Source organism: Salinibacterium sp. PAMC 21357, from assembly GCF_000247645.1.
GTDB lineage: Bacteria > Actinomycetota > Actinomycetes > Actinomycetales > Microbacteriaceae > Rhodoglobus.
Genome location: NZ_AHWA01000004.1, coordinates 220,200 through 234,455, shown reverse-complemented (window position 1 = coordinate 234,455; position 14,256 = coordinate 220,200). Strand labels below are relative to the sequence as shown.

The window sequence follows — 14,256 nt, the reverse complement described above, 5'->3', positions numbered from 1 at the left end:
AACGAGGACACGTGAACCCGCGAATTCTTGTAGTCGATGACGACACTGCCTTGGCAGAGATGATCGGAATCGTTCTACGCACTGAAGGTTATGAACCGTTTTTTTGTCAGGATGGCGCCCTAGCGCTTGACGCATTCAAGTCGGCTGCGCCCGATCTTGTGCTGCTCGATTTGATGCTGCCCGGCATGGACGGCATCGAAATTTGTGCGCGCATCCGTGAAGAGTCTGGCGTGCCGATCATCATGCTGACCGCTAAGAGTGACACCGCAGATGTTGTGAAGGGCCTCGAAAGTGGCGCCGACGATTACGTTGTCAAACCTTTCAACCCTAAAGAGCTTGTTGCCCGGGTGCGTACTCGTTTGCGTCCTGCCAGCGATTCCGCAACGGGAACCCTCGTTGTTGGCGATGTCGAATTGGATGTCACGGGCCATGAGGTTCGCCGCGGCGACACCAAAATCAACCTGACGCCGCTCGAATTCGAGTTGCTTCTCGCGCTGGCAATGAAGCCGGAGCAGGTCTTTACCCGTGAAATGCTGCTTGAGCAGGTCTGGGGTTACCACTACAAGGCCGATACTCGTTTGGTGAATGTTCACGTGCAGCGATTGCGTGCGAAGGTCGAAGAAGACCCAGACAACCCCAAGATTGTGATGACGGTCCGCGGCGTTGGTTACCGCGCCGGCAGCAGCGCGTAGCAGGTATGCGCTATTTCGGCTGGCGCGAGGTGGTGCAGCGGCTCGCTTCGCTGTGGCGCTCGTCGCTCCAGCTGCGCACCGTGGCGATCACTGTGCTGCTGTCGTCGGTGGCCGTTACGGTCATCGCCGGTTATATGTCGTTGAGCCTTGGCGCCAACCTTTTTGACGCAAGTCGCGATCAGCTCACTCGTACGTCGGCGAATGCCACGCTGGCAGGGCAGCAAGTGTTCGACGCTGCCGATGAGGGGTTGGGCCTCGAAGACCTCGACGGCATGATGGGGGATGCGGCACGGGTTATTGAGAGCGTCGCGTCGAGCACCGGTGGCACAAGCTATGCGATTCTTCGTAGCCCTGGCCAAGATGGTGCCCGCGTCCCGACTGATGTTCAGTCGCAGGGCTTGGCTTCATATGTGGACATTTCACAAGAGCTGAGAGATACGGTCGCGGCGTCAACGGAGCAGCGCACTTATTGGCAGTCGGTTGCGCTTACTCAAACGACCGATGACACGGCCCATCCGGGACTTGTCATCGGATCCACTCTCGATATTCGTGGCGCGCAGTACGAGCTGTATCTCGTCTACGACATCAGCGACACTCAAGAAACTCTCGTCGTCGTCCAGCGCACACTTGGGCTTGGCGGGTTTGCCTTGCTCGCGCTTATCGGAGCGGTCACGTATCTCGTTGTTCGCCTTGTTGTGGCACCGGTAAAGCTTGCGGCAGAAACAAGCCAACGTTTGGCGGCGGGGGAGCTTGAGGTGCGCATCCCGGTGCGGGGCGACGATGTGATCGCGACTCTGGCCCGCTCGTTCAATGGCATGGCAACGAGCATGCAGCAGCAGATCACCCGGCTGGCTGCGCTTTCTCAAGTTCAGCAACGTTTCGTGTCGGATGTCTCTCACGAGTTGCGCACACCGCTCACCACTATCCGACTCGCTGGTGACGTTCTCTATGATCAGCGTGAGAGTTTTCCGCCAGCAACGGCGCGCACAGCAGAGCTGCTGCACACCCAGGTGGAGCGTTTCGAGCTTTTATTGGCCGACCTGCTGGAGATGAGTCGCTACGACGCGGGCGCGGTTGATATGGAGACCGAGCCGACGAACCTCGTGCGCCTTGCGGAGGATGCCATCGAGAGTCTGACGTCTTTGGCCGCAAGCAAGGGCTCAGAGTTGCGACTCGTGGCGCCCGGTGGCTATTTTGAAGCCGATGTCGACCCCCGCCGTATCCGTCGTATTCTGCAAAATTTGGTGAGCAATGCGATTGACCATGGCGACGGGCTGCCGATTGTGATCTGGGTTGATAGCGATCAGGATGCCGTTGCGATTGCAGTGCGAGATTACGGTGTGGGAATGAGCACGGCGGCGCTCGAGCGTGTGTTTGACCGTTTTTGGCGAGCTGACCCTTCGCGGCAGCGAACCACGGGCGGCACGGGGCTCGGCTTGGCTATCGCTCTCGAAGACGCGGTGTTGCATGGTGGCTGGCTTGAGGCGTGGTCGGATGGCGACAATGGCTCGTGCTTCCGAGTAACGTTGCCGCGCGTTCGTGGCGCTGAGCTTCAGTCGTCTCCGTTAGAGCTTCCGCCGAACGACGACGTGCCCAGCTTGGAGGATTCAGATGGCTAAGACATCACAGCTTGCCTACCTCGTCGTGGTGGGCGCAGTGCTGGCCGCCCTGAGCGGCTGTGTCGGGGTGCCAACCTCCAGCGAGGTTGAAGCTGGCCCCCTTATCGACGAACAGCTTGACGGTAGGTTCGAGATTGTTGCCGAAGGCCCGGTTGCAGGTTCGACTCAAGAGCAAATTTTGACCGATTTCATGAACGCGGTGCGTGCCCCCAGCCGTGACTATTCGGTGGCGCGCGAATTCTTGACCGGCCAGATGAGTGACGTGTGGAAGCCAGCGGCGAGCGCAACAATTCGCGAGCGCGACAAGCTTCCGACAATCTCGCCTGCTCTTGAGCAAGACGCGCTCACCTATTCGTTCTCCGCTCAGGCAGTGATTGATGAGCGTGGGGTGTTCGCCGAGCTGCGCTCAGTGGCATCGCAGACACTGACGTTCGATTTTGAGCGAGAAAATGGTGAATGGCGAATTTCTTCAGCGCCGCCGGGAATCGTGCTGTCGAGCAACGGTTTTGAGGTTAGTTTTGAGCAGCAGGTGCTCTATTATTTCGATCCGAGTTTCGCCTATTTGATTCCGGATGTTCGTTGGTTTGCGGTGCGCCAATCCTCACAATCACGCGCGGTCACAGCGTTACTTTCCGCGGATTCGCCGTGGCTTCAGCAGGGTGTCGTGCTTACCGCGTTTCCGGCGGCAACTTCTGTTGGCAGCGCGAGCAGCCAGACCAGCGGCAGAGTGGTCGTTGATCTCAGCTCCGAAGCTTTAGCGGCTGACACGATAGCGAGAGAGCGCATGCGGCAGCAGCTTGCTGCAACGCTGCACACGCCGATTGTGGTGCTCACGGTTGATGGCCGAGAGTTGCCGAGTTCAAATTCTGGGCAGAATTCTGCCGTTGTCGAACCGGCGTCGAGTGGCCCGCTAGTGGTGGGAACGGCGAGTGATTTTGGGTTCAACACCAGTGACGGTCTCAGCGAGATTAGCGAGCTCAGTGCGATCGTTTCAGACGCCGCGTCTAGTGCCGCAGTGCTCTCGGCTGACCGACTTTCCGTCGCTTACCTTGCCGGTGACAACTACGCCTACTTCGCGACGGTGGGAGCCGAGCCGCGACTAATCGATGACCGTCCAGAGTTGGCGGCGCCGTCGCTCGACCCGTTCCGCTTCGTGTGGTCGGCCCAGCGGGGGAGCGCTGCATCGCTGTCAACCTTCGAGGTAGACGGCACCGAGCATCCGATTCAGTCATCGTTGCCGGCAGATTCAGAAATTGTTTCGTTGGATGTTTCGCGTGACGGGGCGCGATTGCTCGTGTATCTCGCCTCGCCGGCGGGGCCTCAACTGCTCGTCTATGGAATCGTGCGGCAACAGGGCAACGTTCCCGTTCAGTTGGTGGAACCAACGGTCCTGCCAGCGCTGCCTGGTTCTCCGATCGATGCTTCCTGGGTGGGATCAAGCACTGTAGCCACCTTGTCGTCGAGTGACGATTCTGTGGCGGTGACCGCGTTCAGTATCGGCGGACCAACTCAAAGCCTCGGTGATGTGGATGGTGCGCGCCAGCTGGTGAGCACGGGAACAAACACTGACAGCCTCAGGCTTCTGGCCGATGGTGAGGTGTGGAGGCCGCAGGGAAGCCAAGAGTGGGTGCGTACGGGGCTCGACGCCTCCTACCTGGCGGTTCAACAGTAAGTCCTCTCCACGGACCTCTCTCGGACTGCTCCGCGGTTCTGAGCGAGAGTGCACTGTCGAGGTATGACTTCCCCGGAAAACGATGATGGTGGTTGGTTGCGACGGTTTGTGGCAAAGACGCTCGATGCATTACGAGATGCCTGGGCAGTGCTCATGCCCGTGGAGTGCGCTGGATGCGATAGCGACGATCGTGCCCTGTGTGCGGAGTGCACCCGCAGTCTGGTCGCGGAGCCCACAGTTCACTCGACTCCGCGTCATGTGCGTGTTTTTGCTGCCTTGTATTACGAGGGGAGGGTGCGGAGGGTTGTGCTGGCGTTCAAAAACCACCATCGCACTGATCAGGCGCGGCCATTGGCGAGGGCCCTGTTGCCGGCGTTGCACCGGGCAATCGAAGAGTCCGCAGCCAGCGGGGAAACCGAAGCGCCAGTGCTCATCGTGGCGGTGCCGACGAGCAAGCGTGCGTTTCGAACTCGGGGCTATCACCCGATGTCGTTGGTGCTTCGGTCCGCCGGAGTTCGCCACGAACGAGTGCTTCGCGCCACGAAGGTAACGGCGAGTCAAAAGTTGCTGAGCGCCCGGCAACGCGCCACGAACGTGCAGGGGGCTTTCGTCGCGACACGCTGGCTTGGTTCAGCGCGCGTAATAATCGTCGATGATGTTCTCACTACCGGGGCCACCATCGACGAGGCTTCGCGGGCCATTTGTGCCGCTGGCGGCACCGTCGTTGCGGCCGTAACCATCGGGTTCACTCCGAGAACCGGAGCGTCTCGTGACAATGCCAGCACCTAGGGCTACGGTAAGGAAAAGGGCGCACAACAAAAGCTGCCTCACGAGGCGGCCGCGCATGATGGCTAGGAGGTCGCCGTGGAAATCACCGTCAACGGACGAAATGTAGGAGTCACGGATCGTTTCCGTGAGTATGCGATCGAAAAGTCTGAGAAGGTCGCTCACCTGGCCGAAAAGGCAATTGCCTTCGAGATTAAGGTAAGCCGCCACCACGAAACCAAAGGGTCAAGTGGAGATGATCGTGTCGAGTTGACGCTGATCGGACCAGGTCCGCTTGTGCGAGCGGAATCTGCTGGTTCGGATAAATATGTTGCCTTCGATCTGGCGATGGGCAAGCTCATTGAGCGCATCCGCCAGTCTCTCGACCGCAAGAAAGTTCATCGCGGAAATCACCGCCCCACGTCGTTGCGTGAGGCTAGTGCCGGTGGGTTTGCTGTCGTCGATATCACTCCGGCAAGTCCAGAAGTGATTGAAAGTGTCGCCACAGGTTCTGTGCCGACGCAAAATGTCGAACCAGAGCCTGGCGACGACGACTACTCGCCCGTTGTTATTCGGCGCAAGGTGTTCCCGTCGAGCCATATGACGGTTGAAGAAGCGCTGGATCACATGGAATTGGTCGGTCACGACTTCTTCCTCTTCGTTGACAGTCAGACCGACCGTCCGAGTGTGGTTTATCGTCGCAAGGGCTGGGATTACGGCGTTATTGCCCTTGAAGAGCAGGGCGAAGAAGCGGCCGATGGTGGCCGTTCGCGCAAACGTAAGGTCGTCAACGGCTAAGTACACCAAGTTTTTGGTGTGAACTTGATACGATTACGAACCGGTAACGCGGCTGTGCGCTGAATGCACGCACCGCGTTACCGCGACGTAAGCGTCTAAAGGTTGCGTTTCGTCGAGCAGTGCCAGTGTCGGACCCGTCCGACAAGAATGGGAGTATTCGGTGGCGAATGTTTTGGAACGCGCACTTCGTGTGGGCGAGGGTCGACTTCTTCGACGCTTAAAGAGCTATGCGCAAGCAGTCGATCACCTTGAAGAAGACTTCAAGACGCTGACCGATGACGAGCTTAAGAACGAGACCGTCGAGCTGCGCGAGCGTTACGCTGCTGGTGAGTCGCTCGACGACTTGCTGCCGGAGGCGTTTGCGGCTGTGCGTGAAGCTGCGAGCCGCACGCTCGGTATGCGCCACTTCGAGGTTCAGCTCATGGGAGGGGCCGCGCTCCACCTGGGCAATATCGCCGAGATGAAGACCGGTGAAGGCAAGACTCTGGTGGCGACTCTGGCCGCGTACCTCAATGCGATTGCCGCGCAGGGTGTGCACGTGATTAGGTGAACGACTACCTCGCGAGCTACCAATCAGAACTTATGGGCCGCATCTTCCGCGCCCTGGGCATGACTACCGGATGTATCGTCTCGGGTCAGAACCCCCAAGAGCGTCGCGAGCAGTATGCCGCCGACATCACGTACGGAACCAACAATGAGTTTGGCTTCGACTACCTTCGCGACAACATGGCGTGGCAAGCAAGCGACATGGTTCAGCGCGGGCACCACTTCGCTGTGGTTGACGAGGTCGACTCGATCCTCATCGATGAGGCCCGCACCCCACTGATTATCTCTGGGCCGTCGTCGGGAGAAGCGAACCGCTGGTTCACTGAGTTCTCGAACCTCGCCAAGAAGCTTGTTCCCGAGGTCGACTTCGAAGTTGATGAGAAGAAGCGCACTGTCGGTGTTCTCGAACCCGGCATTGAAAAGGTCGAAGATTATCTCGGCATCGACAACCTGTATGAGTCGGCCAATACTCCGCTGATTTCATTCTTGAACAACTCGATCAAGGCCCGCGCACTTTTCAAAAAAGACAAGGACTACGTCGTCATGAACGGCGAAGTGCTTATCGTTGATGAGCACACCGGCCGTATTCTTCAGGGCCGTCGGTACAACGAAGGTATTCACCAAGCAATCGAAGCTAAAGAGGGCGTTGCCGTAAAGGCAGAGAACCAGACTCTCGCGACGGTCACTCTGCAGAACTACTTCCGCCTCTACAACAAGCTTTCGGGCATGACCGGTACTGCCGAAACTGAGGCCGCCGAATTCATGTCAACCTACAAGCTTGGTGTCGTAGCAATCCCGACGAACAGGCCGATGCAGCGCATCGACCAGTCGGATCTGATTTATAAGAACGAGCAGTCAAAGTTCGAGCAGGTTGTTGCCGATATCGCTAAGCGCCACGAGCTCGGCCAGCCCGTTCTCGTTGGAACAACCAGCGTTGAGAAGAGCGAACTGCTGTCGAAGATGCTCGCTAAAAAGGGTGTCAAGCACGAGGTTCTGAACGCTAAGAACCACGCCCGCGAGGCTGCGATCGTGGCTCAAGCCGGGCGCTTGGGCTCTGTGACCGTTGCTACCAACATGGCCGGCCGTGGAACAGACGTCATGCTCGGTGGAAACGCCGAGTTCTTGGCCGTTGCCGAGATGAACAGCCGCGGACTCAACCCGACTGAGACGCCTGATGACTACGAAGCCGCCTGGGATGACGTGTTTGCTGACGTCAAAGCAGAGGTCGATAAAGAGGCCAAGAAGGTCGTCGACGTTGGTGGCCTCTACGTCTTGGGCACCGAGCGTCACGAATCTCGTCGTATCGACAACCAGTTGCGTGGTCGCTCCGGACGTCAGGGTGACCCTGGTGAGAGCCGTTTCTACCTTTCGCTTCAGGATGACCTGATGCGCCTGTTCAACAGCGGCGCCGCCGAAGCACTCATGGGGCGCTCGACGGTTCCCGACGACTTGGCTATCGAATCCAAGGTTGTCAGCCGTGCCATCCGCAGTGCTCAGTCACAGGTGGAGTCGCGCAACGCGGAGATTCGCAAAAACGTGCTCAAGTACGACGATGTGTTGAATCGCCAGCGTGAAGCGATCTATGGCGACCGCCGCCACATCCTTGAGGGCGACGACTTGAAGGATCGGGTTCAGCGTTTCCTTGCCGATGTTGTCACCGAAGTCGTCGATGTTCACACGGCTGACGGACACTCCGAAGACTGGGACTTTGACGCTCTCTGGACTGAACTTAAGACGATGTACCCCGTGGGTATCACCGTTGATGAGGTGCTGACTGAGGGCGGTTCACGCGGCAAGCTAACGAGCGCGTTCATTGCGAAAGAGATCCACTCAGATGCCGTGATTGCTTACGAGCGCCGCGAACAGCAGCTGGGAGAGACCGCAACCCGCGAGCTCGAGCGCCGCGTTGTTTTGAGCGTTATCGACCGTCGCTGGCGTGACCACCTCTATGAGATGGATTACCTCAAGGATGGAATCGGCCTGCGTGCAATGGCCCAGCGAGACCCGCTCATTGAGTACCAGCGCGAAGGGTTTGCTCTCTTCCAAACCATGATGGGGCAGATTCGTGAAGAATCTGTTGGCTTCCTCTTCAACCTTGATGTCGAAGTGAGCGGCGGCGGCGAGTCAACGACAGTGCAGGCACGAGGACTAGAAGCAGGAAGCGCTCCGTCAACGGCGTTGAGCTATTCAGCACCTAACGCCGATGCTGCTGGTGAGGTCGAAGTTCGCAACGAGCGCGGCCAGGTCGAGCGTGCGGCAACAGCGACTGCGCGGCAACGTCAAGCTCAGCAGACGGCCCCTCAGCAGCCACAACAGGCTCAGCAGTCTCAGAATGCTCAAGGCGGCGAGCGTGGCGCCTTCGGCCAGCGTGCGGAGGGTGGTGCGGACGAGGCTCCGCTTAACCGCTCGCAGCGTCGTGCGCAGGAGAAGCGTAAGAAGTAGAGCTCAGCAACGCTGTATGCCCCCATCGCTCGGTCGATGGGGGCATACGCCGTTAAGCGGGCTCTTGATTCCTGAAGAGCCGTGTTCTCGGGCAGGCTTTGCTCTGGACCGCTCCGGAGCGCAGCCTAGTTGCCTAGAGAACGTTGATGGCGGTTGCCCGCCAACGTTTGTCGAGCCCTTCGAGACGTATGGCGACAGCGCGCGTACGTGCTCGACCTCGAACGATCACGACAGCTTCCACCGCACCATCGCGCGGCTCGCAGAGGCGAATCGAGCCCATCGTGAAACTGGGGCGAGTGACGGGTTGCCCTTTTGCGCGACGAGCACGGGCAGATAAGACGGTGCGCTTGAGAAGGTGGCGGTAGACATCATCCGTCACCCATCGCGCAATCTGTTCAAGATCACGAGCGCCCGCAAGAACCTCGATAACGCAACGCGTGAGATTTTCGACAAGGGGAGCAGGATCAGGCAGCTCGGCACTGGGGGTGGGCTGGTGGCCAAAGAATTCGTCGGGCACGAAGCGCGGGCGAATGATCTTGGAGGGCAGGGTTCCTGATTGCGGTCGCGCCTGTGGAGGGGTATCCACACTCGGCGAAAGCTTTCGGAGTGGCTCGGTACTCATGATCTCCCGGGTAAAAGGTCAAGACGACGATGTATACCCCCTTTGGGGGGTAGACCACACTCAATCAGGAGTTAGACCAATTGTCTATGATTTTTTTTCAAGTGTGGATAACATTGTGCGTTTTGCCGCCTCCGCCGGTACGGTCGCCCCATGCGCTGGGACAACCTTTTCGACGATCTCGAGAGTCAGCTGGAAAATGAGATTACGGCTGATGACCTTGAAATCGACGCGGAAGAGGAGAGGCTCCGCCTCGGCCGGCTCAGTATGCGCGACCGAATCGTGTCACTCCATAGCCGCAGTTCTGAGCAATCACCACTCACGATCTCCGTCGTACTCGTCACGGGACTGAGGCTCACCATCCGCCCCGCCATCATCGGCAGAGACTGGATGTCTGCCGATCTTGTCGATGACAGTGGGCGCCCAGCACAGTGCATCGTTCCGTTCGCGGCCGTGGCGGGCATATCTCTCGGGGCAGGCCACATCACTCCAAGCTTGGCCACTATGCCGGCTAGCGGGCATCCGAGCCTCTCGCAGCGATTGGGCTTGAGCTATGTCTTGCGGGATCTGTGTCGGCGGCGGCGAGCGGTCTCTTTGCTGCTGGCCTCAGGCGAGGTTCATGGCACGATCGATCGTGTAGGGCGCGATCACCTCGACATTGCGGTGCATGAACGCGGAGCAGCACGACGGGAAACTGCCGTGACGGAATACCGCCTGGTGCCTTTCGCGAGTCTGGTGCTGGTGCGGCCTTAGCGGGTGCGCTGTTCTCCGAAGTTGACTTCGGTGACAGTGGCGATGTCTGACTGATTCCACAAGCTCATGCGACGCGTCTCTTCATACAGCGCCTCGATGTAGGACTCAAGCACCGAGTTCTCGATGCGCCATTGGCCTTTACTGCCAACTTTAATTGCGGGCAATTCGCCCGATCGCACTAAGTCGAGAACCTCGTGCGGAGAGACGCTGAGCACTTCGGCAGTGTCAGCCAGGGTGAGAAATCGCCCGAGGCCCTCTGCTGGATTGGTCGCGTTCATGATTCGATTATGCTCTCGTGCGCTTGTAAATGGGGCTGATGTGGATAACTCCCGCGCCACTTATGGGCGGTGGCGAACGATGGTGCAATGATCAACACCCGTCCCGTGGAATTCGCGCTGTGAGCCGTCGTTCCGGTCGCACCCAGTCTCAAGCCCGTGCACGAGCTTTCGCTCTCGACCCACGCCTCGCGATCGGCATTGTGCTTGTTGTGGCCTCTATCGTTGGCGTTGTTTCGCTCGTGGCTGCTGCTGATGATTCGATCGAGGTGTATGCCGCAGGATCACCGTTGTCGCCCGGCGATCAAGTGACAAGTTCTGATTTGGTTGTGACGAGCGTGAAGCTCAACGAGTCAAGCGAGTTCTACATCGTGCGGGGTGACCTTCCGGATGAGGGCTTCATTGCAACTCGGCCGATCAGCAAGGGGGAGCTGATCCCCGTTTCTTCGTTGGGAAGCCATGCCGGGCTTTCGTTGACGGCGGTCGTGGTGTCGCCACAAGGCGGCCTTGCCGAGACAGTGACCTCGGGGGCAGCCGTTGATGTGTGGGCTAGTGCCGAGGAAGAAGATGGCGGGTATGGGGCTCCGGGGGTGATCATCTCGGGTGCCACCGTCGTTCGGCTTGTCGAGGATGACTCTCTCGTCTCGTCTGCGCGCGGCAGCACGCTCGAGCTGCTTGTTCCACGATCGAGAGTTGCCCGTCTGCTGGAGGCCATGGCTAACGGCGATGTCCTTTCGGTGATTCCGGCCAACCTTCCCGCGAGGGGCTGAGGTGGCAACTTTTGCGCTGGCAATGCCCGTGAATCTTGAAGACCAGTTTGCTTTCGACGCCGCGAATTACGGCCACGAAATAATGCTGCGCGCCGTGAGTGCTCCCGAGTTAGCATCTCGAATTGCGGGGGCACAGGTCGACATCGCCCTGGTTGCTTCTGAGGCGCGGTACCTCACTGACCGGCTCATTGCTGCAAGTGATCAGGCGGGTGTTCGGCTTATCGCGGTCGCCAGTAGCGAGCGTGAACAGCGCTACGCGAGTGATCTGGGTCTTTTCGACATTGTGGATGGTGGCGGCAGTTGGTCGGCGGTAGATGCCCTGCTCGCCGAATCTCAGTGGAGCTCTGCCCCTGCCGCCTCTCCGCGAAGCACTGCGGGGCAAGTGATTGCAGTTTGGGGCCCCGGCGGTGCGCCCGGCCGAACATCAATTGCTATCTCCATTGCGGCTGAGCTGGCGGCCCTCGGGCACAGTGTGGCGCTCGCCGATGTCGACACTCATGGAGCCTCAGTCGCTCCCGCTCTCGGGATGCTTGATGAGGCTCCGGGATTTGCGGCCGCCTGCCGCCTGGCCGGCACCGACACTCTCACCACCGACGAACTGGCCCGCATCGGACAACGCTATGAGTCGCCGGTTGGCGGATTCTGGGTGCTCACGGGCATCGGGAGGCCGAGCCGGTGGCCCGAGCTTTCGGCAGAACGAGTCGGCACGACGATCGCGCAGTGTCGCCAGTGGGTCGATTACACCGTTCTCGACACCAGCTCCAGTCTCGAAAATGATGAAGAAATCACCAGCGACCTCTTTGCGCCGCGTCGCAACGCAGCAGCGGTGACGGCCGTTCGTGCCGCCGACCACGTGATTGCTGTTGGCGGTGCCGATCCGGTGGGGCTCTCGCGCTTCTTGCGCGCCCACGTCGACCTGCTCGAAACAGTCACTACGCGCAGCGTTAGCGTGGTGATGAACAAGGTTCGGGTGACTGCGAGCGGCATGAACCCGCACGGTCAGGTGACCCAAACGTTGTCCAGGTTCGGGGGCATCGAGCATCCGATTCTCGTTCCGCACGACCTTGCCGGTTTTGATGGAGCTGTGCTCAGCGGCAAAACATTACTTGATGCCGCACCCCGCTCTGCCGCGCGCGCTGCGGTGCGGGACCTGGTCACCTCTCGACTGGTGCCCGATGTGCACGAGCAAACACCTCGACGCTCCCTGTTCGGCAGGACGCGTGCGCGCGGGTAATCTGTAGGGGTGTCGACACTCAGCGATCTAGTCCAAGAGCAGGGCCTCTCGAGCGAGGCGGATATCGAATGGCTGCACATGTTGGTCGGTGACTGGCAGTTGCTCGCCGACTTGGCCTTCGCGGACATCGTTTTGTGGGTGCCGAGCGACGACGATCTTTTTGTGGCGGTCGCTCACGCGCGGCCGAGCAGCTCGGCTACCCTTTTCTACCGTGACTTCGTTGGCCAGAAAGTTAAACCTGAGTGGCAAGCGCAAGTCATTGAGGCGTTCGAGACGGCGCGCATTGTGGATACAGCGGCACCCGCTTGGTACGAAGAAACTCCCACGAGGGTTCGAGCGGTTCCCGTGTTGCGCAGGCTTACCGCAACGGGCAACGCGACTACTGAAAAACCGATCGCTGTCATCACGCGCCATTCCAACTTGGGCGACGCCAGAACGCCGTCCCGGCAAGAACTCACGTTCAACGGCTGTGCGAATGATCTTTTTGCCATGATCGCTGTTGGCGATTTTCCTGACATGGGCGCCCCGGCGTCACCACGTCGAGGCGCGCCCCGAGCATCCGATGGTCTCATTCGTTTGGATGTGGATGGTCTGGTTACTTTCGCCAGCCCGAACGCGTTGTCGGCGTTCAACCGCATTGGGTTCTCGGGGGAGCTGGAAGCAGAATCTCTCGCCGAGGTAACGACGACGCTCATTGCCGGGCAGCCAGAAGTTGATGAGTCGCTTCCGCTGGTTGTCACCGGGCGTGCACCGTGGCGCACCGATATTGAGGCTCGCGGAGTGACGGTGTCGTTGCGCGCGATTCCGATTCGCGATCGTGGGGAACGTGTTGGCGCGATTGTCTTGTGCCGCGATGTGACCGAGGTGCGGCATCAAGAGCGCGAACTCATCACGAAAGATGCGACGATTCGTGAGATTCACCACCGGGTAAAAAATAATTTGCAGACGGTGGCATCACTGCTCAGAATTCAGGCGCGCAGAACTCACAGCGAGGTCGCACGGGAAGCACTCGGGCACGCTATGCGCCGAGTCGCCGCAATTGCGGTGGTGCACGACACACTTTCTGAGGGCCTTAGCCAGAGCGTCGACTTCGATGTGGTGTTTGACCGCGTGCTGAAGTTGATTGCCGAGGTTGCGTCGAGCCACAACACGACGGTGCACCCCACATCAGTGGGCAGCTTTGGCGCTTTGCCGAGTGAGTACGCGACTCCGCTGGCATTGGCTCTCACCGAACTGGTGACGAACGCTGTTGAGCACGGTCTCGCCGGGCGCGCGGATGGCACGGTTGAGATTGATGCGCGTCGTACGGAGGACAAGCTCACCGTTCAGGTTCGCGACAACGGTGTTGGGCTTGCGGAAGGACGAGTCGGCGAGGGACTCGGCACCCAGATCGTGCGCACCCTCATTCAGGGTGAGCTGAGTGGAACCATCGACTGGCATACGTTGATGGGTAGTGGGACCGAAGTAACCATCGATATTCCGCTGACCTGGCTGACGCGTACTAAGTAGCAAGAACAGCAACGACGCGGAGCTTCTGAAAGCTCACGCGTCGTCATGCCGTGGTGCTGGTTTTCTCTATGGCGCTTGACGTCTACGGGGGGTCGTTTAAGACCGTGCCCTGATTGAGGCTGGCTCGAATCGGGGCTCAGCCCCGCCTAGAGGCTAAGAGGCAGTGCGATCTTAGGACGCGCGGCGTGCGCGTGCTGCGCGGCGCTTGAGGGCGCGGCGCTCGTCTTCACTGAGTCCACCCCAAACACCGGAATCTTGGTTGGTCTCAAGTGCGTACTGGAGGCACATTTCAGTAACCGAGCAGCGGCCGCAGACGGCTTTTGCTTTTTCGATCTGGTCAACGGCCGGACCAGTGTTTCCTACCGGAAAGAAAAGCTCCGGGTCAGCGGTGAGGCATGCAGCGTTATCGCGCCAGTCCATAGTGTTGCTCCTTACAGTGTGTTGCGATGCTCAAGCGCACAAAAAAACTGCCCTGATCGGCGTCGAGCTTGAGAAAGAAAGTGGGTCTCGCTCGCAACACTGGGAGCCAGAAATCAACCTCAACTAGAATCGCATATCGGCT

At 59.4% G+C, this 14,256-nt stretch carries 12 protein-coding genes and 1 pseudogene; 10 read left to right on the top strand and 3 right to left on the bottom strand.

What is annotated here, in order from left to right; all coding sequences use genetic code 11:
• Positions 1 to 11 precede the first annotated feature (11 nt).
• The 6 genes and pseudogenes from mtrA to secA all read left to right on the top strand — a co-directional run bounded on the left by mtrA (position 12) and on the right by secA (position 8,534).
• Positions 12 to 692 (top strand): MtrAB system response regulator MtrA, encoded by a 681-nt coding sequence (gene mtrA, locus ON14_RS04400; RefSeq protein WP_010203431.1) that lies wholly within the window; start codon positions 12 to 14, stop codon positions 690 to 692.
• Between the two features lie 5 nt (positions 693 to 697).
• Positions 698 to 2,311, top strand: a complete 1,614-nt coding sequence (mtrB, locus tag ON14_RS04395) for an MtrAB system histidine kinase MtrB (protein WP_010203430.1) — start codon at positions 698 to 700, stop codon at positions 2,309 to 2,311.
• Positions 2,304 to 3,983 carry an LpqB family beta-propeller domain-containing protein gene (locus ON14_RS04390; protein ID WP_010203429.1) on the top strand — a complete coding sequence of 560 codons (1,680 nt, stop codon included), beginning with the start codon at positions 2,304 to 2,306 and terminating at the stop codon, positions 3,981 to 3,983. The genes mtrB and ON14_RS04390 overlap by 8 nt, the downstream gene beginning before the upstream one ends.
• Positions 3,984 to 4,046: 63 nt before the next feature.
• Positions 4,047 to 4,772 (top strand): ComF family protein, encoded by a 726-nt coding sequence (locus ON14_RS04385; protein WP_141629946.1) that lies wholly within the window; start codon positions 4,047 to 4,049, stop codon positions 4,770 to 4,772.
• A 75-nt stretch (positions 4,773 to 4,847) separates the two neighbouring features.
• The gene (hpf, locus tag ON14_RS04380; protein ID WP_010203426.1) at positions 4,848 to 5,546 is read left to right on the top strand and encodes a ribosome hibernation-promoting factor, HPF/YfiA family; all 699 of its coding nucleotides are present in this window, start codon (positions 4,848 to 4,850) and stop codon (positions 5,544 to 5,546) included.
• 160 nt (positions 5,547 to 5,706) lie between these two features.
• Positions 5,707 to 8,534 (top strand): annotated as a pseudogene (gene secA, locus ON14_RS04375) (preprotein translocase subunit SecA).
• A gap of 133 nt (positions 8,535 to 8,667) precedes the next feature.
• Here the strand turns inward: secA and ON14_RS04370 are convergent.
• Positions 8,668 to 9,156 carry an Rv3235 family protein gene (locus ON14_RS04370; protein WP_010203425.1) on the bottom strand — a complete coding sequence of 163 codons (489 nt, stop codon included), beginning with the start codon at positions 9,154 to 9,156 and terminating at the stop codon, positions 8,668 to 8,670.
• Positions 9,157 to 9,306: 150 nt separating this feature from the next.
• Between ON14_RS04370 and ON14_RS04365 the strand changes: the two genes are divergently transcribed.
• Complete coding sequence (locus ON14_RS04365) at positions 9,307 to 9,906, top strand: hypothetical protein (RefSeq protein WP_010203424.1); 600 nt, start codon at positions 9,307 to 9,309, stop codon at positions 9,904 to 9,906.
• Here ON14_RS04365 and ON14_RS04360 read toward each other — a convergent pair.
• Positions 9,903 to 10,184, bottom strand: a complete 282-nt coding sequence (locus ON14_RS04360; protein ID WP_010203423.1) for a helix-turn-helix domain-containing protein — start codon at positions 10,182 to 10,184, stop codon at positions 9,903 to 9,905. The two genes, ON14_RS04365 and ON14_RS04360, sit on opposite strands and share 4 nt — an antisense overlap.
• 119 nt (positions 10,185 to 10,303) lie before the next feature.
• On the opposite strand from ON14_RS04360, the gene ON14_RS04355 reads away from it, so the two are divergent.
• The 3 genes from ON14_RS04355 to ON14_RS04345 are packed head-to-tail and all read left to right on the top strand — an operon-like array spanning position 10,304 to position 13,694.
• Complete coding sequence (locus tag ON14_RS04355; protein WP_039742104.1) at positions 10,304 to 10,951, top strand: hypothetical protein; 648 nt, start codon at positions 10,304 to 10,306, stop codon at positions 10,949 to 10,951.
• A 1-nt stretch (position 10,952) separates the two neighbouring features.
• Positions 10,953 to 12,185 carry an AAA family ATPase gene (locus ON14_RS04350; protein ID WP_010203421.1) on the top strand — a complete coding sequence of 411 codons (1,233 nt, stop codon included), beginning with the start codon at positions 10,953 to 10,955 and terminating at the stop codon, positions 12,183 to 12,185.
• Positions 12,186 to 12,194: 9 nt separating this feature from the next.
• Entirely contained in the window at positions 12,195 to 13,694 is a 1,500-nt protein-coding gene (locus ON14_RS04345; RefSeq protein ID WP_010203420.1) for a sensor histidine kinase, read from the top strand.
• A 171-nt stretch (positions 13,695 to 13,865) separates the two neighbouring features.
• Here ON14_RS04345 and ON14_RS04340 read toward each other — a convergent pair whose 3' ends face one another.
• Positions 13,866 to 14,114: a WhiB family transcriptional regulator gene (locus ON14_RS04340; RefSeq protein WP_009772809.1), complete on the bottom strand. Its 249-nt coding sequence runs from the start codon at positions 14,112 to 14,114 to the stop codon at positions 13,866 to 13,868.
• Positions 14,115 to 14,256: the final 142 nt, after the last annotated feature.